This window comes from Psychrobacter sp. ANT_WB68, assembly GCF_008369115.1.
Taxonomy (GTDB): Bacteria; Pseudomonadota; Gammaproteobacteria; order Pseudomonadales; family Moraxellaceae; genus Psychrobacter.
Window position 1 is genome coordinate 45,905 of the sequence record NZ_VOAZ01000004.1, and the last position, 20,829, is coordinate 66,733.

At 45.1% G+C, this 20,829-nt stretch carries 16 protein-coding genes and 2 tRNA genes; 11 read left to right on the forward strand and 7 right to left on the reverse strand.

The features are described 5' to 3' along the window. The first annotated feature begins 194 nt into the window (after positions 1–194). Positions 195–3,002, forward strand: coding sequence for an aconitate hydratase AcnA (gene acnA / locus FQ084_RS11335; protein WP_149490754.1), 2,808 nt, complete (start codon positions 195–197; stop codon positions 3,000–3,002). Between the two features lie 113 nt (positions 3,003–3,115). On the opposite strand, the gene FQ084_RS11340 is transcribed toward acnA, so the two are convergent. Next, a complete protein-coding gene (locus tag FQ084_RS11340) occupies positions 3,116–3,574 on the reverse strand; it encodes a hypothetical protein (RefSeq protein ID WP_149490755.1) in 459 nt (152 codons plus the stop codon). 320 nt (positions 3,575–3,894) lie between these two features. Between FQ084_RS11340 and FQ084_RS11345 the strand changes: the two genes are divergently transcribed. Further along, a complete protein-coding gene (locus FQ084_RS11345; RefSeq protein ID WP_223144874.1) occupies positions 3,895–4,194 on the forward strand; it encodes a hypothetical protein in 300 nt (99 codons plus the stop codon). Between the two features lie 367 nt (positions 4,195–4,561). Here the strand turns inward: FQ084_RS11345 and FQ084_RS11350 are convergent. From FQ084_RS11350 to gltX, 4 genes are all read right to left on the reverse strand, one after another. Then, positions 4,562–4,637: transfer RNA gene (locus tag FQ084_RS11350), tRNA-Glu, on the reverse strand. 157 nt (positions 4,638–4,794) lie between these two features. After that, a tRNA-Ala gene (locus FQ084_RS11355) sits at positions 4,795–4,870 on the reverse strand. A 122-nt stretch (positions 4,871–4,992) separates the two neighbouring features. Beyond that, positions 4,993–5,358, reverse strand: a complete 366-nt coding sequence (locus tag FQ084_RS11360; protein ID WP_149490756.1) for a hypothetical protein — start codon at positions 5,356–5,358, stop codon at positions 4,993–4,995. A 141-nt stretch (positions 5,359–5,499) separates the two neighbouring features. Further along, positions 5,500–7,026, reverse strand: coding sequence for a glutamate--tRNA ligase (gene gltX, locus FQ084_RS11365; RefSeq protein ID WP_149490757.1), 1,527 nt, complete (start codon positions 7,024–7,026; stop codon positions 5,500–5,502). 323 nt (positions 7,027–7,349) lie between these two features. Here gltX and rsmH point away from each other — a divergent pair, with 323 nt between their 5' ends. From rsmH to FQ084_RS11400, 7 genes are all read left to right on the forward strand, one after another. Continuing rightward, a complete protein-coding gene (gene rsmH / locus FQ084_RS11370) occupies positions 7,350–8,501 on the forward strand; it encodes a 16S rRNA (cytosine(1402)-N(4))-methyltransferase RsmH (protein WP_262880757.1) in 1,152 nt (383 codons plus the stop codon). A 320-nt stretch (positions 8,502–8,821) separates the two neighbouring features. After that, the gene (locus FQ084_RS11375; protein WP_149490758.1) at positions 8,822–9,355 is read left to right on the forward strand and encodes a cell division protein FtsL; all 534 of its coding nucleotides are present in this window, start codon (positions 8,822–8,824) and stop codon (positions 9,353–9,355) included. Further along, positions 9,352–11,460 carry a peptidoglycan D,D-transpeptidase FtsI family protein gene (locus tag FQ084_RS11380; protein ID WP_149490759.1) on the forward strand — a complete coding sequence of 703 codons (2,109 nt, stop codon included), beginning with the start codon at positions 9,352–9,354 and terminating at the stop codon, positions 11,458–11,460. The genes FQ084_RS11375 and FQ084_RS11380 overlap by 4 nt, the downstream gene beginning before the upstream one ends. Before the next feature lie 70 nt (positions 11,461–11,530). Next, positions 11,531–13,270: a UDP-N-acetylmuramoyl-L-alanyl-D-glutamate--2,6-diaminopimelate ligase gene (locus FQ084_RS11385; RefSeq protein WP_149490760.1), complete on the forward strand. Its 1,740-nt coding sequence runs from the start codon at positions 11,531–11,533 to the stop codon at positions 13,268–13,270. 108 nt (positions 13,271–13,378) lie between these two features. After that, on the forward strand, positions 13,379–14,833 hold the full coding sequence (locus tag FQ084_RS11390) for a UDP-N-acetylmuramoyl-tripeptide--D-alanyl-D-alanine ligase (RefSeq protein ID WP_149490761.1): 1,455 nt from the start codon (positions 13,379–13,381) through the stop codon (positions 14,831–14,833). A 3-nt stretch (positions 14,834–14,836) separates the two neighbouring features. Beyond that, the gene (gene mraY / locus FQ084_RS11395; RefSeq protein ID WP_149490762.1) at positions 14,837–15,955 is read left to right on the forward strand and encodes a phospho-N-acetylmuramoyl-pentapeptide-transferase; all 1,119 of its coding nucleotides are present in this window, start codon (positions 14,837–14,839) and stop codon (positions 15,953–15,955) included. A gap of 187 nt (positions 15,956–16,142) precedes the next feature. After that, positions 16,143–17,078, forward strand: a complete 936-nt coding sequence (locus FQ084_RS11400) for a putative RNA methyltransferase (RefSeq protein WP_316620761.1) — start codon at positions 16,143–16,145, stop codon at positions 17,076–17,078. 63 nt (positions 17,079–17,141) lie between these two features. Here the strand turns inward: FQ084_RS11400 and cls are convergent, their stop codons facing one another. Together cls and FQ084_RS11410 are read right to left on the reverse strand one after the other, a co-directional pair. Further along, complete coding sequence (gene cls, locus FQ084_RS11405) at positions 17,142–18,581, reverse strand: cardiolipin synthase (RefSeq protein WP_149490763.1); 1,440 nt, start codon at positions 18,579–18,581, stop codon at positions 17,142–17,144. Between the two features lie 98 nt (positions 18,582–18,679). Next, entirely contained in the window at positions 18,680–19,474 is a 795-nt protein-coding gene (locus FQ084_RS11410; RefSeq protein ID WP_149490764.1) for a YdcF family protein, read from the reverse strand. Positions 19,475–19,613: 139 nt separating this feature from the next. On the opposite strand from FQ084_RS11410, the gene arsC reads away from it, so the two are divergent. Further along, the gene (gene arsC / locus FQ084_RS11415; protein ID WP_149490765.1) at positions 19,614–20,021 is read left to right on the forward strand and encodes an arsenate reductase (glutaredoxin); all 408 of its coding nucleotides are present in this window, start codon (positions 19,614–19,616) and stop codon (positions 20,019–20,021) included. Then, positions 20,008–20,808, forward strand: coding sequence for an arsenical resistance protein ArsH (gene arsH / locus FQ084_RS11420; RefSeq protein ID WP_149490766.1), 801 nt, complete (start codon positions 20,008–20,010; stop codon positions 20,806–20,808). Before arsC ends, arsH begins: the two co-directional genes overlap by 14 nt. The last annotated feature ends 21 nt before the right edge of the window (positions 20,809–20,829 follow it).

Below are 20,829 nucleotides of genomic sequence, written 5' to 3' on the forward strand. Positions count from 1 at the left end.
TGCCGCTCTTACTAATATAACAACACAGCTGGCTATTTCTATTAGCTACTATTATCAGCTACTAAGCTCTAGCCATTAAACGTAATGACATTCATTTAATAAAAATTTAAGTACCAGCTATTTAGCCACCAATTATCTGCATAAACTCATAACGATTTATGTCAAGGATATATAACAACGATAAGGAAGCTACCATGAGTGATATTTTTAATGTAAAAGACACCATTTCGGTCGCGGGCAAGGAACATGCCTATTACAGTTTACCGAAGCTGACTGAAACTTTCGAGCACATCAGCAAACTGCCATTTTGCATGAAAATCGTCTTAGAAAACCTATTACGTAATGAAGACGACGGTCAATCTGTCGGCAAAAAGCATATTGAGGCGGTTGCCAATTGGGACGCGGGGGCAGAAGCGTCAAAAGAAATTGCCTTTATGCCCGCCCGCGTCGTCTTGCAAGATTTTACTGGCGTGCCGTCAGTGGTCGACTTAGCAGCCATGCGTGATGCGGTGGTGAAGCTTGGCGGCAAAGCGGATCAAATCAATCCCTTTATCCCGAGTGAATTGGTCGTTGACCATTCTGTGCAAGTTGACGCCTATGGTCGCGAAGATGCACTAGATTTAAACGAAAAGATTGAATTTAAACGTAACAATGAGCGTTATGAGTTTTTGCATTGGGGTAAGAATGCCTTTAAAAACTTCGTTGTTGTTCCACCAGCGACCGGTATTGTGCATCAGGTTAACTTAGAATACTTGGCGCGCGTGGTGATGGCGGCTGATGTCGATGGCGAGCTGACCGCTTATCCTGACACCGTATTTGGTACTGACAGTCATACCACCATGATTAATGGTATTGGTGTCCTTGGTTGGGGTGTCGGTGGTATTGAAGCGGAAGCGGCGATGCTCAATCAACCATCATCGATGCTGATTCCACAAGTCGTTGGTTTTGAGCTAAAGGGTAAGCTCACCGAAGGCGTTACCGCCACAGACTTGGTATTACGCGTGGTTGAAATGTTGCGTGCGCATGGTGTGGTTGGTAAGTTCGTCGAGTTTTATGGCGAAGGTCTACACAGTATGCCGCTTGCTGATCGAGCCACCATTGCCAATATGGCGCCCGAGTATGGCGCAACCTGCGGTATTTTCCCGATTGATCAAATGGCGATTGATTATCTGCGTCTGTCAGGTCGAGAAGAGAGCCAGATTGAGCTGGTCGAGAAATACGCTAAGGCGCAGGGTCTATGGCACGATGCTGATACCCCAGTAGCAACTTATTCAAGTAAGTTGGAATTGGACTTATCATCCGTTCAACCCGCACTGGCTGGCCCAAACTTGCCACAACAGCGTATCAATCTGTCTGATATGCACGAAAAATTTGGTGAAACCCTGAAAGTGATGACCAAAGACCGTAAGAAGGAAATTGAAGCCAAGGTTCGCTTTGATGAAGAAGGCGGTAAGCAAGAGCAAGCCAAATATTTGGCGGCAAAACCCAAGCCTTTCTGTGCTGAGGGCAGTACTTACTGCACGGTTAAAATTGAGGATGAAGAGTATCAATTGCGTGATGGCTCTGTCGTTATTGCGGCCATTACTTCTTGTACCAACACTTCAAATCCCGCTGTAATGATTGGCGCAGGTTTAGTGGCTAAAAAAGCCGCGGCAAAAGGTCTAACGGCTAAACCTTGGGTTAAGACATCTCTTGCTCCAGGCTCTAAAGTGGTGACTGATTACCTTGAAAAAGCCAAATTGATGGATGAGCTCGAGAAAGTGGGCTTTTACTTAGTTGGCTATGGCTGCACCACTTGTATCGGTAACTCAGGTCCGCTGTTAGAGGCAATCGAAGGCGCTATCGAAGAAGGCGATTTGGTTGCCGCTGCCGTACTATCAGGCAACCGTAACTTTGAAGGTCGCATTCACTCGCATGTTAAGGCAAGCTACTTGGCATCGCCTCCGTTAGTGGTTGCTTATGCGCTGGCAGGTACGGTCGATATTGACTTGACCACCCATCCGCTAGGACAAGACCTAGACGGTAATGATGTCTTCCTAAAAGACATCTGGCCGACGTCAGATGAGATTAATGAGCTGATTGCCAATAATATCGACGCTGATATGTTCCGTAAAAACTACGGTGAAGTGTTTGACGGTAGTGCCGCATGGAACGCCATTAGCTCAGCTGATAGCCAGTTGTATCCATGGAGCGAAGCGTCTACTTATATCAAAAATCCGCCATTCTTTGATGGTATGACCATGGAGCCAGAAGGTATCCCTGATATCGAAGGCGCGCGTATCTTGGGTTTATTTGGTGATTCAATCACTACTGACCATATCTCACCAGCTGGTAATATCGATCCAGACTCGCCAGCAGGTAAATACTTACAAGAGCGTGGCGTGCTACAAGCCGACTTCAACAGCTATGGCTCACGCCGTGGTAATGACGCGGTCATGACGCGCGGTACCTTTGCCAATATCCGTATCAAAAACACCATGATGGCTGGCAAAGAGGGCGGTTATACCTATTACTTCAACGGTGATAGCGCCACGCTACAAGACGGCGAAGAAATGGCCATTTATGATGCGGCAATGAAGTATAAAGAAGACAAGCGTCCGCTCGTAGTCCTTGGTGGAGCAGAATATGGCTCTGGCTCTAGTCGTGACTGGGCAGCTAAAGGGACAATCTTACTCGGGGTAAAAGCGGTATTGACTAGCTCGTTTGAGCGTATTCACCGCTCAAACCTAGTTGGTATGGGTGTGTTGCCACTGACCTTTAAAGCAGGCGAAAATGCTGCGACTTATAATCTAGATGGTTCTGAGGTGCTTAGCATTACAGGTCTAGATAATGGTGAGAGCAAGACCGCAAAAGTCACGGCCACACGTGCAGATGGTTCGTCTGAGAGCTTTGATGTCAACGTCATGCTACAGACGCCAAAAGAGCGCGAATACGTGCGTCACGGCGGTGTACTGCACTATGTACTACGTCAATTGGCAGCTGAGAGTAAAAACGCTGCGTAATGATTAGTTATATTTAGAATAAAAAAAGCCCAGTCCCAGTTAAAGTATGGGATTGGGCTTTTTTATTATCTGGGAAAACAGAAAGCAAGTATTTGAAATTTTATTTTCATTGGTTATCTAAAGTTCTCATTCCAGCTCTCCTTAAATATTGTATTTAAGAATTTTTCTTTATCAATGCTGCCGTCAGTGTTCAAGCAAGTCTTATCGACGAAAAGATAATTCGTCCAGCTAATATCAGGAGATAGTGAATTAATTTCATTTACGATATCAACTTCGCTAATTTCAGAAAAATCTCTAATAACGAGTTTTTGTGCTAGCTCTAAAATGCGCCTCTTTGTTTTATACTCATTAGAATTTGGATACTCAGTAATTTTGTCAAAAAATCCCTCATAATTTATACTTAAGTCTTCGTTTACATACGTCTCACTCCAGAATATATAATCACTCCAAAAAGGGTCGGGAGACAGTTTATTTAGTTCAATATTTATTTCTATTTGCCTAGATTCTGAGCAGGTTGCGTTAATTAACTCTTCCAGTAATAAAGTAAATTTTTTCTTGGTATCATCGTTCATTATTATTTCCTGTATCATTTATTTCAATTGTTTTAACCCTTCTCACATACCCGTAAATAACAATTATGATAAATCAACAGGCAACCTACTAAATGTCTATCAAAGCGTTTATGATAAGAGTAAGAGACATTAATCATAGCTTAATTCTTAATTCACCTCACAAATAATAATATTAGAAACCATTAGATATGACTTACCTTTACTCTTTATAAGAAATTGATCAAACCAAAATATTTTATACAAAATGCATAATAGGTCATAGGCGTTTTTGCTACGATAGCAAAAACGTATCAAGTATTTATTGATAAAAGGAAGTTGAGATGAAACGATTGATTGGTATATTCGCCCTATCTATTTTTACTATCACAGCTGGGATGGGGGCGGCGCATGCAGAGCAGGTTTGTAAAGTAACCGATCCTACTGGCACGCCATTAAATATTCGTGATAAACCGAATGGTAAGATTATCAATAAACTACGCAACGATCGTGAAGTTTATATCACAGAAACCACTTACGATAATAAAGACCGTCCGTGGGTGTATCTAGAAGGGTACTATCAAGGAGAATACAGACAATGGGGTTGGGCGATTAGAGAGTTTGTTTCTTGTTATGGTCGTTAGTGTGAGCACTAAAGGTTGTTCTTAATATAGCAATAGGCAAATTGAGTACCTTTCTAATGCCAATGTAAAAGAAATCGAGACTGGTAAAATATTTGGCATAAATAAAACGCAGATACTCTCTATACTCGACGATGAATTAAAATACCTAATGAAGTAGCTTGAGTAGTTTTTAATCACCCTGTGCTCTGAGCTTTTAATAAAGCTAGCCCGTCTCACATTAAAGCATCTAAATAATGATTAACAGCAATTTGAAGAAATGACAGACATAAAAAAGCCCAGTCACCATATGATGATTGGGCTTTTTTATTGTTCGCTTATTAGTCTAATCTGATGCTAAGCAAAAGTGCTAATAAGTGACGCCGGATAGTGGCGTCCCCAGGGGGATTCGAACCCCCGTTACCGCCGTGAAAGGGCGGTGTCCTAGGCCTCTAGACGATGGGGACGCATAGAGTGTTATAACCAGTGGTTACAACGGTACTTCACAATATCAGAGAGCTTATCTATTGATAATAGAGCAAGCTGTGCCTAGGTGCTGATATCGTCCTACTAGCGAGTATTTATATCAATTTTCAGTAATACTGAGCGTTGCAATAAATAGTATGGTGGAGCTAAACGGAGTCGAACCGTTGACCCCTTGCATGCCATGCAAGTGCTCTACCAACTGAGCTATAGCCCCTCGCTAAGAGTGTGCGTATTTTATGTAAGACCAGCAGTCTTGTCAACTGCTATTTTCAAAATAATTGATAAATATGCGAAAAAATATGATTAATGGTGTTTTATCGACTTATTAAGCCCAAATTAGCGTGGGTTTTGCTGACTAGCGATCTCTTTAATGGCTTTATCAGTAAAAAATTCTTCTTCTGTACCATCTGAAAAAATAACTGCAGCACATTCTGTGGGGATATATTGCCCACCCTTTTGTTGTACTGTGCTGATGCCTTTAAAGCCAACGATGTCAGATTCTTTTAATAGTTCTACATTCTGCTTGGTGTAATTGCAGTAAGTGGTGTATATCCACTTTAGGTCTTCAAAGTCTTGACCAGTTGTAAGGGTTAGCTGGGCATTGTATAGCTCTTTTACGATGGCATCATAGTATCTTTGCGCTTCTTTTAGCGTGTTAAAGACATAATCTTTGCTTTCGATGGTGACGGTTTTAGCGCTCATTTTTATTTCCAATTGAGAGTTTAAATAAATAATATTCGTATGCCAGTGCTGAGATTAACGTAAAGAGGGGTCAGTATGAGCCTGACCCCTCTTTTTTATTCACTAATAATATTATGAATCAATAGTGTTATTAACAAACAACTATTCCGCTGCCAAAAAGTCTGGCAATTCCGCTGCTTGTTTCTCTATTTTTTTAAGTTTCTTTTTACCCAAGCCGCCCAATACATCAATGGCATGACGCAAACGTATCAGCGTCATATCGGCACCGATAATCGCCATAGAGTTCATGACCGGCGTCGATGAGGTGCTACCAGCAATGGCGACAAAGAAAGGCGCCATAAAGTCGCGCATTTTAATATCAAGATGGGCAGCAAGACCTTTTAGGGTGGCGTAGATATTTTCTTCCGACCACGTCGGTAAGGTTTCTAACTGCCAAAGCGCCAGTTGTAGCATCTCTATGATTTGCTCAGCCGTTAGTGACTTATGGGTAAAGCTCTCAGCATTGATATCTGGTAAGTTTTGGAAATAAAAGCCACCCCAATTAACCGCATCAGACAGTAATTCGATACGTGGCTGAATCGCCGCTGCGATCGCGGTTAATTTGTCACTGTTACTCGCCCAATCGAGGATTTTATTTTTGAGTTCTTCAGGGGTAAGTGCGCGTAGCCATTCTGCATTAAGCCAGTTCAGTTTTTCGATATCGAAAATAGGACCGCCAAGTGACACGCGCTGAATATCAAAGCTGGCAATCATTTCCTCTAAGGTGAATTTCTCTGCTTCGTCAGGCATAGAGTAGCCCATACGGCCGAGGTAATTTAGCAGGGCTTCAGGTAGCACTCCGGCATCACGATAGTAGGTGATAGAAGTTGGGTTTTTACGCTTAGACAGTTTTGATTTATCTGGATTACGCAGTAATGGCATATGGCATAGTACTGGCATCTTCCAACCAAAATATTCATAAAGCAGCTGATGTTTCGGCGCAGAGTTGAGCCATTCTTCACCGCGCAATACGTGACTGATGTCCATCAAATGGTCATCGACGACGTTTGCTAAGTGATAAGTCGGCATACCGTCGGTTTTTAGCAGCACTTGCATATCCACTTGTGTCCAAGGAATCTCAACCGTGCCACGTAGCATATCTTGTACCTGACAGACACCTTCGGTTGGCACACGCATACGAATGACGTGCGGTTTACCCTCATTGACCAATTGCTCGGTTTTCTCTGCAGCTAAATGAGCACAGCGACCGTCGTAACGTGGGGTTTCGCCATTGGCCATTTGCTCAGCGCGCATGGCATCCAGCTCTTCACTGCTACAAAAGCACCGAAAGGCATGATCGTTTTCAATAAGCTGTTCAGCATGCTTTTTATAAATCTCACTACGCTCGCTCTGACGATAAGGTGCGTGCGGACCGCCGATATCTGGACCTTCCGCCCAGTCAAGACCGACCCAGCGCAGCGCATCCAAAATCATTTTTTCAGATTGCTCCGTTGAGCGGGTTTGGTCGGTATCTTCGATACGTAAAATAAACTCGCCACCATGGGCTTTAGCAAAGGCTAAATTAAAGAGCGCGATATAAGCGGTGCCGACATGCGGAAAGCCAGTAGGCGATGGCGCAATACGAGTACGGATAGGACGGGTGCTGTTAGCAGTAGAGGTTTGCATCATAAGAATCTCAGAATGTGGTAGTTAATGAATATGGCAGTAAAAGCTGATAATAAAAAATAGCGGTTAAAGATAGTAACGACAAATATGAATCAAAGGTTTTAGTAAAAAATACGGGTGAAACAATAACCGTCCATAGTGAAAAATAGCGTAAAATATAGCGCTAGTATAACAGAGAGACGGGATATTTTTAACGAAATGCCCCTCTAGCGCTTGACTACCAGTGTATCCTTGCGATAATAATGTGAAGTAAGTCATAACTTGTTTATTTTCATCTGATTTTTTACTATTACCGGTCAAAATGACCGTCATTTACTGAGTCGTTTGTGTCCATATCGAATAATAAGCCAAAAAATAAGCAAAACTCTAAAACCACCTCTTCTGCAGTCATTGATAATGCTGAGTCAGAAGTTCATTCGTCTACTGTCGAAAACGATGTTGCTAAGCAGCCTGCTCAAGAGTCTGTTACAGATAAAACCACCGCTGATGAATTAAGTTTTGTCCATGATGCGGTGCTGTTACAAGAAACGGTCGCTGCAGTGTTGGGTGTTAAATCTTTACCTAAGCAAACAGACAGTGCAGACCAAAATAGCTTAAAAATAAGTGGCATCTATGTTGATGCAACCTTTGGCCGTGGTGGCCATAGTCGCTTGCTATTAAGCCAACTTGCCGATGATGCAACGTTGATTGTGTTTGATAAAGACCCGACGGCGATTGCTGTTGCTCGCGAATTGGCAAATACCGATAGCCGCGTAAAAGTGGTGCATGACAGCTTTGCGACCTTGACCGACAGTTTAGCAGCAATGGGTATCACGAAAGTTGACGGTCTGATGGCGGATTTGGGTATTTCATCGCCACAGATTGATGACGGTAGTCGCGGTTTTAGTTTTATGCGTGATGGCGCGGTTGATATGCGTATGGATACCAGTCGTGGGCAGTCGGTCGCTGAGTGGCTTGAGACGGTCGCTGAGGAAACCTTGGCCAATGTGCTCTATGAGTTTGGTGAAGAGCGTCATAGCCGCCGTATAGCGCGTGCGATTAAGCAGATGGACAGTTATACCTCTACGCTTGAGCTGGCAGAGGTGATAAAAGTTGCCCATCCCAATTGGCAGCGTGGCAAGCATCCGGCGACCCAGAGTTTTCAAGCCATGCGAATTTTTATCAATAATGAGCTTGGCGATGTTGATAGCTTTTTAGAACAAAGTATTCCTATTTTAAAGTCGGGTGGGCAGTTGGCAGTCATTAGTTTTCATTCCTTAGAAGATCGCCGCATCAAGCAGTTTTTGCAGCGTCATAGTAAAGGGCAGTATCCAGAAGATGAAAACTTACCGATGCCGCCGAAGCGCCCACGTTACTTTAGTAAGCCTAAACGCGTCGGTCCTAGCAAGGCAGAAATCAGCCAAAACCCACGCTCACGTAGCGCGTGGTTGCGCATGGCCACCCGTACCGATATTGACTATGTACCGGTCGATGAGTAATCAAATATTTATGGCTTGCATGTAGGTTTGCAAAGGTAAGTGTTAATCAGTTTTTTGATGATGAATTTTAGTGATTCAATCAAATTATTAAGTCGCGTACGAATTAGGCATACGCAATCAGTAGAAATAGCGAAATGTCTTAATACTTACGCGGCTGTTAAAAAGCTGTAAACATTATCTGCTAGGCTCAGCAGTTACTTTTTTGCTTGGTTTTGTTTCTGCTCGTTTTTTTATTGATGGTGCTGATGGCTCATGAGAGTGTGATCACTCATAAATGGTTGTCGCTTTTTATATTTTGAAGTTCACTTTTTGAGATCGTCATGGCAATATCTGACAAACCTGTAAACCGTCGCGCCGCAATGCCTCCTAATACCGATGTTGGCGAATTATTCGTGCGTCGATTTAATGTGGTCAGTATTTATGTGGCCATATTACTACTATTAGCGGCAGCCATCATCTGGAGCGGTATTAAAACTGCCGAAGGCGTTCAGCAATATCATCAGGATTATAAAACCTTGCAAGACATGAAAAAACAAGAGCGTAAGTTGCAAGTAGAACATCAGCGTTTGCTCATCGAACAGCAGACCTTTAGTGCGACCCCGCAAATCGCCAGTCGTGCCGTTGCCGAACTGGGTATGTTTTCGCCAACCCTTAAAGATAAGCTGATTATTCAACCGGGCGCCGCGGTCGCGCTAGCGCCAGTTGAGTCAGATGAGTCAGATGCGGTGGCAACCAATGACTCAGATGTTGTTAATTCAAATACTGTTAATAACGTCGCCAGCACCGACTTATCCCCCGAGGTAACGCCTGACAGTGCGACAAACGATGCTGATGTAGCGGAGGCTGGACGATGAGCGATAAAAAAGCCAATGCCAACAGTGGTAAAGCTGCTGCTAAAAATAGCAGTAAAAAACCAGCCAGCGGTAAAGTCACCAAGCCATTACGCCGCGCCAGTGCCGCCAAATCTGGGCAAACAAGCAGCAAACCTGATAATAAATCGAGTGATGGCCGTAAAGCCAAGCTGTTTAGTCGCCTCAAAAAGAACGAAGAGCAGGGCGCTTATACCAGTGTTAAAAACCTAAAAAGCAAAAGAGCATTTTTGGGTAAAGCGTCTGGTGCATCCTCTCGCGGTGGTGTCGAGCAAGATAAAAACCGCTTTCGTACGATTTGGGCACTGGCACTGCTGATTTTAGTGGGCCTTATCGGTCGTGCTTATTATTTACAAGTGGCCAATGCTCAATTTTACCAAGACAAAGGTAATGAGCTCATCACCAGCGTCCGTACGCAAAAATCTTATCGCGGCATGATTACCGATCGTAATGATTTGCCATTAGCGGTCAGTGCGCCACTAGCGACAGTCTCCTTTAGTCCGCATGATTATGCGCGCGAATATTACGAGCTTAAACGCATTATTTTGACCAATCCCGATAGTCCAAAGCTGGTCGCGCGTATGCAAAAGCGCTTGGATAATATGGATTTGACCACGCTTGCAGCAGCAGCCAATATCTCCGTTACTGAGCTAAAAAAAGTCACGGCTATCGACGATAGTATCGATGTGACCGATGAAGCAGCGGTTAAAGCGGCGTTGCCATCGGGCGCAGGCTCACATTATCTGCCGCTACTCAATAAAGTCACGCCTGAGATTGCTCAGAGTGTCAGCTCGCTTGATTTTCCGGGCGTCTATGAGAAAAACTTCTTCCAGCGCTATTACCCACAGCCGCAACCAAATTCGCAGCTGTTAGGTTTTATGGGGCAAAATGCCAGTGACCCTGAAGGAGGCTATGAAGGGCGTGCAGGTATCGAACGTCAGTATGAAAAAGAGCTGGCGGGCGATGATGGTAAGGTGTTAGTCCTTAAAGATGCCAAGCAAAATAGCCTTAAAGAAATCAAACAGATTGAACCAGAAGTACCCGGTAAAGATGTCGCGTTAACGATTGATTCACGTTTGCAGTACTTGCTTTATAAAGAGTTAGAAAAGGCCGGTCGCTTGCAAAAAGCGCGCTGGTCAACGGGTATGATTGTGGATGTGCAAACCGGTCAAGTGCTTGCACTCTCGACGTGGCCATCCTTTAACTCCAATAATCTCAATGAGATGACAGGTGAAAACCAACGTAACCGTGCGCTGCTTGATGTTTTTGAGCCCGGTTCGGTCATGAAACCATTTACCGTTGCCGCCGCTTTAGATTCAGGTAAATATACGACGACTTCTCTAATCGATACCAATCCTGGTTCTATCCGTGTCCGTGGTTATACCATCCGTGACCATAATAATCTGGGACGGATTACTTTGGCGACACTCCTGCAAAAATCTAGTAACGTCGCCTCGACTAAGATTGCTTTATCCTTACCACCTGATGCCATTACCAATATGCAAAGGCAGTTTGGTTTTGGTGCGAAAACACCGCTGCAATTCCCCGGTGAAGGCAGTGGTCTGGTGGTGACGCCAAAAGAGAAAGAAACCTCACGCCGTGCGACGGTCAGTTATGGTTATGGTCTGCAAGTGACACTCGCGCAGGTAGCGCAAGCCTATTCAGCGCTGGCAGCAGGTGGCGTGATGCATCCATTAACCCTGATTAAAGATGGCCCGCCACAGCCAAGCAAGCGTATCATGGCACATGAACAAGCCATGTCTATCGTACAGATGATGGAAAGTGTCACTGAGCCTGGCGGTACGGCTAAGGGTGCTGCAATTGATGGTTACCGCGTCGCTGGTAAAACAGGAACGTCGCGCCGTATTAACCCTAAAGGTGGCTACTATACCGACCAGTATCGCAACGTCTTTGCAGGTATGGCGCCAGCGTCCAATCCTAAGCTGGTCGGTGTGATGCTCATCGAAGACCCGCGTGGTCAGATTTATGCCGGCTTAACAGTGGCTCCTGTCTTTCATAATGTCATGAAGGAGGCGCTGCGTTTGTATAATGTGCCACTAGATAAGCCGTTAAAAACTGAAGACCAGTAGACATAAAAGTAAGTTTTTAAATATTCAGCCCTTAACTATTTGATGTGTTTTAACCGTTTAGGAATTGCCAATGACCCCGTCTATTTCGTCGCCAAGCAGCACCACAGTCACCTTGCAACAGCTGATTGAAGCTAGTGGCAACGATAAAGATAGGCAGAGTCATAGTCAAAACCACAAAGATAAACATAGTCTAGCGCAGGCATTGACAACGATGCTAGCAGCATCTAGCAGTCAGTTATCCAATCTAAAAAGTTCGGTTGCCAATATCCCATTTCATCAATTCTGCTTAGACAGCCGTCAGTTAGCAGCTAACGATGTCTTTATGTTATTAAAAAGTCATACGCCAAATTGTCAAAAAAGTCGTGACTATCTTTATCAAGCCGCTCAACATGCGGCTTTTATCCTATCAGAAATTGACCCCATCGCTTTGCTTACTACGGCTAATGTACCGCCGCATGCCAACATTGAATTGATTGATAATGCTCAAGCTATGGCGCAGCAGCAATTAGATGCCTTGCCTTGCCCGGTATTATATGTGCCCAATATCCGTGATTTTTTAGGCGACTTGATTCAAGCGCGTTTGCAATATCAGAAGGCTGTGATCTTGCCAAAGGTTGTCGCGGTGACAGGCACCAATGGCAAAACCACTATCAGCCAATTGGTGGCGCAGTTAACGCAGCTGACCGGTATGAGCAGCGCAGTAATGGGTACAGCGGGTAATGGCAGACTTGGCGCTCTAGTGCAAGCCAGTCATACCACTGGTGATGCTTTAGCGGTACAGCAGTTCTTATATCAAATGGGTACAGAGAATGCTGAACTATTGGCATTGGAAGCCAGTTCGCACGGTTTGGATCAGCAGCGTTTGCAGGGTATGCCTGTATCAGTGGCTATTTATACCAACTTAAGCCGTGATCATCTGGATTATCATACCGATATGGCAGAGTATGCCGCGGCAAAAGCCAAGCTGTTTGATAAAGCACATTTTCCAGATTTGACCCACGCTATTGTCAATATTGATGATGAGCATGCACAGATGATGCTCGACACAGCGTACGCTAGCAATTTAACAGTATGGACTTATAGTTTAGATCCAGCGAAAGCCGCCACTTTTGTTGCCGCTGACATCACGCCAAGCTTACAAGGTGTTGAGATTAGCCTGCGTACCGAGCTTACCAATCTTACCAATGAAAAAAACCATAGCATAACGATTGTCAGCCCATTATTGGGGCGCTTTAACGTTGCCAATTTACTCGCCGCGATTGCCGCAGCGGTAGCCTTAGGGATGAGTCTGGAGCGCATTGCAGCCGTCGTCCCGCAGCTACAAGGTGCCGTAGGGCGTATGCAACGTGTGCCGTCTATCAATGGCTGTTTTATTGTTGATTATGCCCATACGCCTGATGCGCTCAGTCAGGTACTTGCCAGTCTAAAAACCCATTGTAACGGTCAGCTTTGGGCGGTGTTTGGCTGTGGTGGCGATCGTGATGCGGGTAAGCGCCCGTTGATGGCGCAAGCGGGATTGGCGGGTGCAGATAAAGTCGTATTGACGGCAGACAATCCACGTACCGAAGACCCCAATGCAATTTTGCAAGATATGCAAGCGGGTATGACAAGCGAGCAATATCAGCGCACCCATATTGAACCTGCGCGCCAAACAGCCATCGAATATGCGGTCAATCAAGCAGCGGCTGATGATATTGTCGTTATCGCTGGCAAGGGTCATGAAACCTATCAAGAAATTAACCATGTTCGTTATGACTTTGACGACCGTGTTGTTTTGCAAAACGCTTTACAGCAAGCAGGACGCGTATAGCATTTATAGATAAACAATTGCGCCTGCCACTCATTTCTTATGCTTTTTAAACAATAGATATCATTAAATATCAAAGATAAGTAGTCATCATATAATAAGGTACTCATTATGACAGCCGACAACGATAACAGTATGCAGTCGCAAGGGCTGTATGTTTGGCAAGTAGACAATCTGCTCGCGGCGACCGCAACACTCGATGGACACTGGCAATTTGAAGGTCAAGCGACATCAAGCAATGACGATACGGATACAAGCAAATCAATTACCAGCACTCGTATCGCTACCGATACCCGCACCATAAAAACCGGTGATATCTTTTTAGCCTTAACCGGTGAGAGTTTTGATGGTCACGATTACATCGCTACTGCTATAGAACAAGGTGCGGTCGCGGCCATCGTTTCACATCGCATTTCTGCTGATATTCCGCAATTAGTCGTTAATGACACGCGTTTAGCGCTAGGACAATTGGCTGCGTATCGTCGCCAGCAGCATAAAAACTTAACCGTCATTGCTATTACTGGCTCTAGCGGCAAGACCACTTGCAAAGAGATGCTCGGTAGTATCTTTGGACGCCTAGCGCCGACGCTGATTACCCGTGGCAACCTAAATAATGACTTGGGTGTGCCGATGATGTTGCTCGAATTATCCGATCATCATCGTTATGCCATCCTAGAGCTTGGCGCAAACCACATTGGTGAGATTGCTTATACTACTGAGATTGTAAAGCCGGATGTGGCTTGTATTCTCAATATTGGTACTGCGCATTTGGGTGAGTTTGGTAGCCGTGATGGCATTTGCCAAACCAAAGCAGAGATTTATAGCACCTTGACCGATGATCAATTTGCCATTGTTCCTGACAAAGACGACTTTACCAATAAGCTGCGCCGTATCGCAGAGCAGCATACATCACACGTGATTGGCTTTGGTAATACCGATGTCAGTGCCAGCCATTTAGATGTTGAGCCTGAGCGCAGTGAGTTTAAGTTGCATATTGGCAACCAAGTCCATGATATCAATCTGCCACTAGCGGGCGAGCATAATGTCAATAATGCTTTGGCCGCTGCTGCTTGTGCCCATGCGCTAAATATCGATATTAGTGATATCGTCGTCGGACTTGAAAACGCCCGTCCTGCTAAAGGGCGCTTAAATAGCCAGCTACTGGGTATGCATCGTTTAATCGATGATACTTATAACGCCAATCCGCATTCGGTGCGGGCAGCAGCTAAGGTATTGGCGGCGCAAACGGGTACGCAAGTGATGGTATTGGGTGATATTGCGGAGCTAGGAGAGGCGGCGGTTAGCGAGCATCAAAGCTTAGGACGTACCATTGCGACTGCAGGTATCGATGTTCTGCTTTGTGTCGGTGAATACGCGCCTTATACGGTGGCAGGCGCGCAAGAAATTGCGGAAATCAGTGCCCATGCTTTTGCTGATAAAGACAGCTTATTGGCGTATTTACAGCCTTATTTACAAGCACAGCAAGCGCAGCCTTGTACGGTGCTCTTTAAAGGCTCGCGTTCCATGGAAATGGAAACACTTATTAATGCGCTAGTCGAGGAGTAGGCGGTGTTAGTTTGGTTATTTAGTTGGCTCGGTCAGTACTATACGCCGTTTTACGCGGTTTCTTCGTTGACGCTGCGCGCGTTACTGGCGGTCATTACCGCCCTTGCCTTTAGCATGGTTTTTGGTGGGCGCGTTATTCGACGTTTGCGTGCGCTGAAGTACGGTCAGGCGATTCGTAATGACGGTCCGCAGTCGCATTTAGTCAAAACTGGTACCCCGACCATGGGTGGGGTGCTGATTCTGAGCGCGATAGGCGTGTCTACCTTACTGTGGGCAAGATTGAACAATCCTTATGTGTGGATTTTGCTTATCGTCATGATTATCTTTGGCGCGGTTGGTTGGGCAGATGATTGGCTTAAGATTAAGTATAAAGATCCCAAAGGCTTAATCGCCCGTAAGAAATATTTTTGGCTTTCCATGGGCGCGTTATTTGTCGGGATTTCTTTATATTACATCGCCACTTTACAGCCTGATATTAACACCACGCGTGAAATGCAGGATTTGTTGTTACCAATTTTTAAAGATTGGATGATTCCCTTCTCAGCAGTGCCATTTGGTATTGGTTTTATCATCTTTACCTACTTTGTGATTAACGGCGCCTCTAACGCCGTCAACTTAACCGATGGCTTGGACGGTTTAGCCATTTTGCCGGTGGTCTTGGTCGCGGCAGGTTTAGGTGCGATGGCTTATGTGTCCGGTGACGTGCGCTTTGCTGATTACCTGCATGTGCCTTATATTGCCTATAACTCGGAAGTAATTATTGTTTGCGGCGCGATGATTGGGGCAGGGCTAGGCTTCTTATGGTTTAACGCCCATCCAGCTCAAGTATTTATGGGCGATGTTGGAGCGCTTGCCCTCGGGGCAATGCTCGGTACGATTGCGGTGATGACCCGTCAAGAGATTGCCTTTGCTATTATGGGTGGTTTATTTGTCGCTGAAGCATTGTCGGTCATGTTACAGGTTGGCTCGTATAAGCTGCGTAAAAAACGTGTCTTCCGGATGGCACCACTACACCATCACTTCGAAGAGATTGGTTGGAAAGAAACGCAAGTGGTGGCAAGGTTTTGGATTATTGCCATTATCCTTGTGATTCTCGGGCTGATGACCTTAAAACTTCGTTAAGACAGTCATCTCGTTCGAAAGTTAATATAAGTATCCTGTATTAAAAGCCATCTCATCCTAAATGAGGTGGCTTTCTTGTTGGTTGTTGACCATTTATTTACTGCGCTTTTTATCGCCCCTTTTTATCACGCAGTAAGCCTGAATTTTGTTAAAATGGCAGCCATATTGCGATGACTTTGAGATACTTGTGAGCTTATTTATTTGTCCCCTTTGCCAGTCACCCTTACAGCCCGCTGCAGATACATGGCGCTGCGATGGCAGCTTGCACCCAAAACAAACTGCTCATCCTTTTGATGTGGCACGTCAGGGTTACGTCAATTTACTACCCGTTCAACAAAAAAAGTCCAAAGCACCAGGTGACAGTCAGCAATCTATTGAGGCGCGCAAGCGGTTTTTGCAGGCGGGACATTATCAGCCGTTAAATGACTTGATTTGCCAAAAGATGACGATGTTACTGACGGCAAAAAAAGCCAAACTTAATCAGAAAGACCAGTCCATCAATTGGCTAGATATCGGTTGTGGCGAAGGCTATTACACCCAAGCAATGGCTCAGACGGGCATGGATACACTTATTGCGGCGGATATCAGTAAACCTGCCGTCGTCGAGCTTGCGAAAAGCAGTAAGGCTTTAGGTCGTCTTTGGTATCAGCAATATAAAGACAGTGCTACTAAGGCGACCACCATCTATCCGCTGGTCACCAGCGCTGCAAATCTGCCATTACGTGCGCATAGTATGACGGGTATCAGCAGTATTTTTAGCCCAATCTTGCCAGAAGCGTTTAATGCAGTATTAGGGGATGAGGGGTATTTACTCATTGCCAAGCCCGATAGGAGGCATTTAGCGACGATGCGCGAGGCGTTATTTGATAGTGTCCGTGAGCACGACTCTGATAAGTTTTTAGACGAATTGGCTCCTTATTTTCAGCTTTTAGAGACACATTACGTTAGTACCCATCTAAGTTTATCAGCAGAGGAGTTGGCAGATTTAATGACCATGACCCCTTATGCATACCGTGCACGTAGCGATAAAAGACAGGCGCTGCTAGCAGAGGTTGCAATAAAACCATTTGAGACTGAAGCCAATTTTGTTATCTATATTCTACAAAAAACGGCCGCTCAATAGGATTGCTGCATGCTATTTAATGAAAATTTTTTATCCTGACTGAGTTTTTTAAGAAGGGTTATTCTATAAAACCGGGCCCATGGTGGCAATGATGTTATTCCAAATACGATAGGACAGCGGCCAGTTTTTGACTTCTTCACGCGTCACTTCATCGGAGTCAGTGATATATTGATATTGGCGCTCGATAATATCAGCGGTGAGCGCTTTATTACTAAAGACAACGTTGTTTTCATAATTCAAATCAAAGCTGCGTAAGTCTAAATTGGTTGAGCCAATCAAGCTGATTTCACCATCGACAGTCAGGGTTTTGGCATGTAGCAGCCCAGGCTTATACTCGTAGATTTTCACGCCTGCCTCAAGCAATTGCCAGTAGTAACTATGACTGGTCGCGGCAACGATAAATGAATCGTTTTTCTTAGGGAAAATCATCGTCACTTCAACCCCGCGATAGGCCGTCGCACATAGGATGCTCACCAGTGAATAATCAGGCACAAAATAAGGCGTAGAAATGATGAGCGTCTGCTGGGCTTGGCTAATCAAGGCACCCAAAAACTGTGGCGTGGTACCGTGGCGCTGGGTTGGACCGTCCGAAAATACTTGGGCGGGGAAGCCTTCAGGCTTTGGCGTGCTGTCGTAATAAAAAGTATCAAGCGAGGTATTGGGGTTTTCAGACAGCCAATCGCTGGCAAATAGCATCTGATTTTGCGCAACGATGGGCCCCTCGATACGTAGCATAATATCAACCCAAGGGGCATATTTTGGTTTCACCAGAAACTCTGGGTCGGCACAGTTACGGCTACCAGAATAGCCAATCTTGCCATCAATCACGGTAATTTTGCGGTGATTACGCAAGTCAATACGGCTGAACAGCAGCACTTTGAATATATTTTTTAAAGGCAGAGCAACACTAAGCTGTACACCCGCGTCCTTCATTTCTTGCCATATCTTTGAGCCGACCATCTTACGCGAGCCCATACTGTCAACCATTGCTCGACAAGTGACGCCGCGTTTTGCTGCGCGAATGAGCGCTTGCGCGGTATCGACTCCCATCCCATCAGTCAGCCAAATGTAATACAGCACATGGATATGGTCGGTTGCCGCATCAAAATCGGCCATCATACGTCTACGGGTCTCAGACGCATCGGCCATCAGCTCGGCACGATTGCCTACGGTAGTATGAAAACCAGTGGCTTTTGCCGAATAAGCAAAAGCTGCTTGATACTCAGGCTTGATGGCCTGCATTAAAGCCATCTCGCTACCGAGCACTTCGGGATGATGCTGATGTAATCTCTCAATGATTTCCGCACGTTCGCGCGTAAAGTTACGCCCTAAATGTACCTCACCGAACATCCAATAAATCAATACACCAAAATAAGGCAGGACAAACAATATGACAATCCAAGCCAAACGTGCCGGTGCCGTTAAATCATGGCGCGACAGCACGCGCAAGGATATCAGTACCAGCAGTATAAAGTGAATGGTTAATAAGATGTCGATGAGCATAGCGCTGCCTTCCGTTATTATTTATTGTCGTTATTATATGTATTGAAAATCTGTTTTATTTCTCAAGCTATTTTATAAATGGCTTTTATTAACGGCTATTAATATTCGCCAAGTAGCCAACCACTGACAAAGGCAAAGTACTCTCGAAACCATGCATTATAGCGAATGGATAGCGGTGTCGGGCTGGCGAGTAGAATAGGCTGCTGGTAACCTTGATGCTTCGCAATGGCTGCTGCGCGTATGGTATGAAAGTCACTGGTCACAACGGCGATAGGAGCTGCGATAGAGACACCTTGTGCCTCCAAAACTACTTGGCTATTGATTAAGTTTTCGGCAGTGCTGGTGCTTTTGCCTTCTTGTAAAATGCGCTCAAAGGCAATGCCATGCGTTTGCTGTAAATAGGTAGCCATAATACTGGCTTCACTGCGCGCCTGTCCCATACCGACACCACCACTGGTCAGCGCCAGCGCCTCTGGTTGGGCTTTAATCAGCGGTGCGGCAGTATCTAAACGTTTAGCAAGTGTCGATGTTGGCTTGCCTGCGACCGTACCTGACCCTAATACGATAATGGCAGCCACGGCAGGCACAGGCTGCACGCTCTGCTTAATTTGCTGCTCCAATGAGAGAACAAATAGCCCAAAGCTTATAAGCCAGATAAAAAACAGCAGCCATAGCGCATACCAAAGCCTAGCGAAGCGCCGATTTTGGCTAGCGAACTTGCGGATGGCAGGCCAAAATATCCCATGAGCGACAAATACGCTGCCCAATAAAAAGGGCACCACAGTGCCAAAGTTAATTTTGCCGACCGCCATTAACACGGCACAATCAACCATGATAATAACACCGAGAACCACTAATACGACTCGCGCTATAATGAGTAATTTTTTTTCCATAATTTTGCTTTTATTATTTAAAGACGCTGTTTTTTAGTTTACTGTTTCTTTAATCGGATGTTCATTCAATTACATTGATGTTTATTCATATCCACATGTAATAAATCCAATCACCTTAAGTCAAAAAGAGGAAAACCTTATGACGTCAATGATTTTTCATAATCCCAAATGCGGCACGTCTCGCAATACACTTGCCATTATGCAAGCCTCAAGTGAGACACCAAAAGTGGTGGAATACCTAAAAACACCGCCGTCTCATGATTACTTAGTTGAGCTGTTGGCATTGATGAATATCACCCCACGCGAGCTCCTGCGCAGTAAAGAGAATATCTATAGCGAGATTGGCTTAGACAATCCAACATTGACCGATGCGCAACTGATTGATGCCATGATAACGCACCCTATTTTAATCAATCGTCCTATTGTTGTTACCAATAAAGGCGCGGCGCTGTGCCGACCGGCGGAGCGAGTATTCGAATTACTGGAAAATCCAGTCAGTAGTTTTACCAAAGAAGATGGGGAAATCGTCAAACATGTCAAATGTTAAAGATACAGCAACTCTAGCCGTAGAAGATAAGCTTATTAGTGAGTGTGATAGCAATATTGGCTCTACTGATTTACTTAATACTGATTTGCCCAATATTAATTTTAGTCAAATACAAGCCATTGATATTGAGTCTTTGATAGGGGTAAACGACCCACGCCATGCACCGAGAATATTGGTGTTATATGGCTCTTTACGCGCGCGCTCATTTTCTAGATTGGCGGCTGAGGAAGCAAGCCGTCTATTGCGTTGGTATGGCTGCGAGGTGAAGGTTTTTAATCCATCAGGTCTGCCATTGCCAGATGACGCAGATAGCAATCACCCAAAGGTACAAGAGTTACGTGAGCTGGCACAGTGGGCAGAAGGTATGCTGTGGGTCAGTCCAGAACGCCATGGCAGCATCACCAGTATTATGAAGGCGCAAATTGATTGGATTCCGTTGGCGTTGGGTGGCGTGCGTCCGACCCAAGGTAAAACTCTGGCTATTATGCAAGTCAGTGGCGGCAGCCAAAGCTTTAATACCGTCAATCAATTGCGTATTCTTGGGCGCTGGATGCGTATGATTACCATACCCAATCAATCCTCTATTCCCAAAGCGTTCTTGGAGTTCGATGAAAATGATCGCATGAAAATGTCACCATTATATTTGCGCGTCGTCGATGTCTGTGAAGAGTTGGTCAAATTTACGTGGCTTACCCGTGGACGCTCGGCATATCTGACCGATCGCTATTCAGAACGGGTCGAGAGTGCTGCGGAAGTATCACAACGCGCCAATCAAAAATCGCTCTAACGTCATTGTTTCATTCTTGCC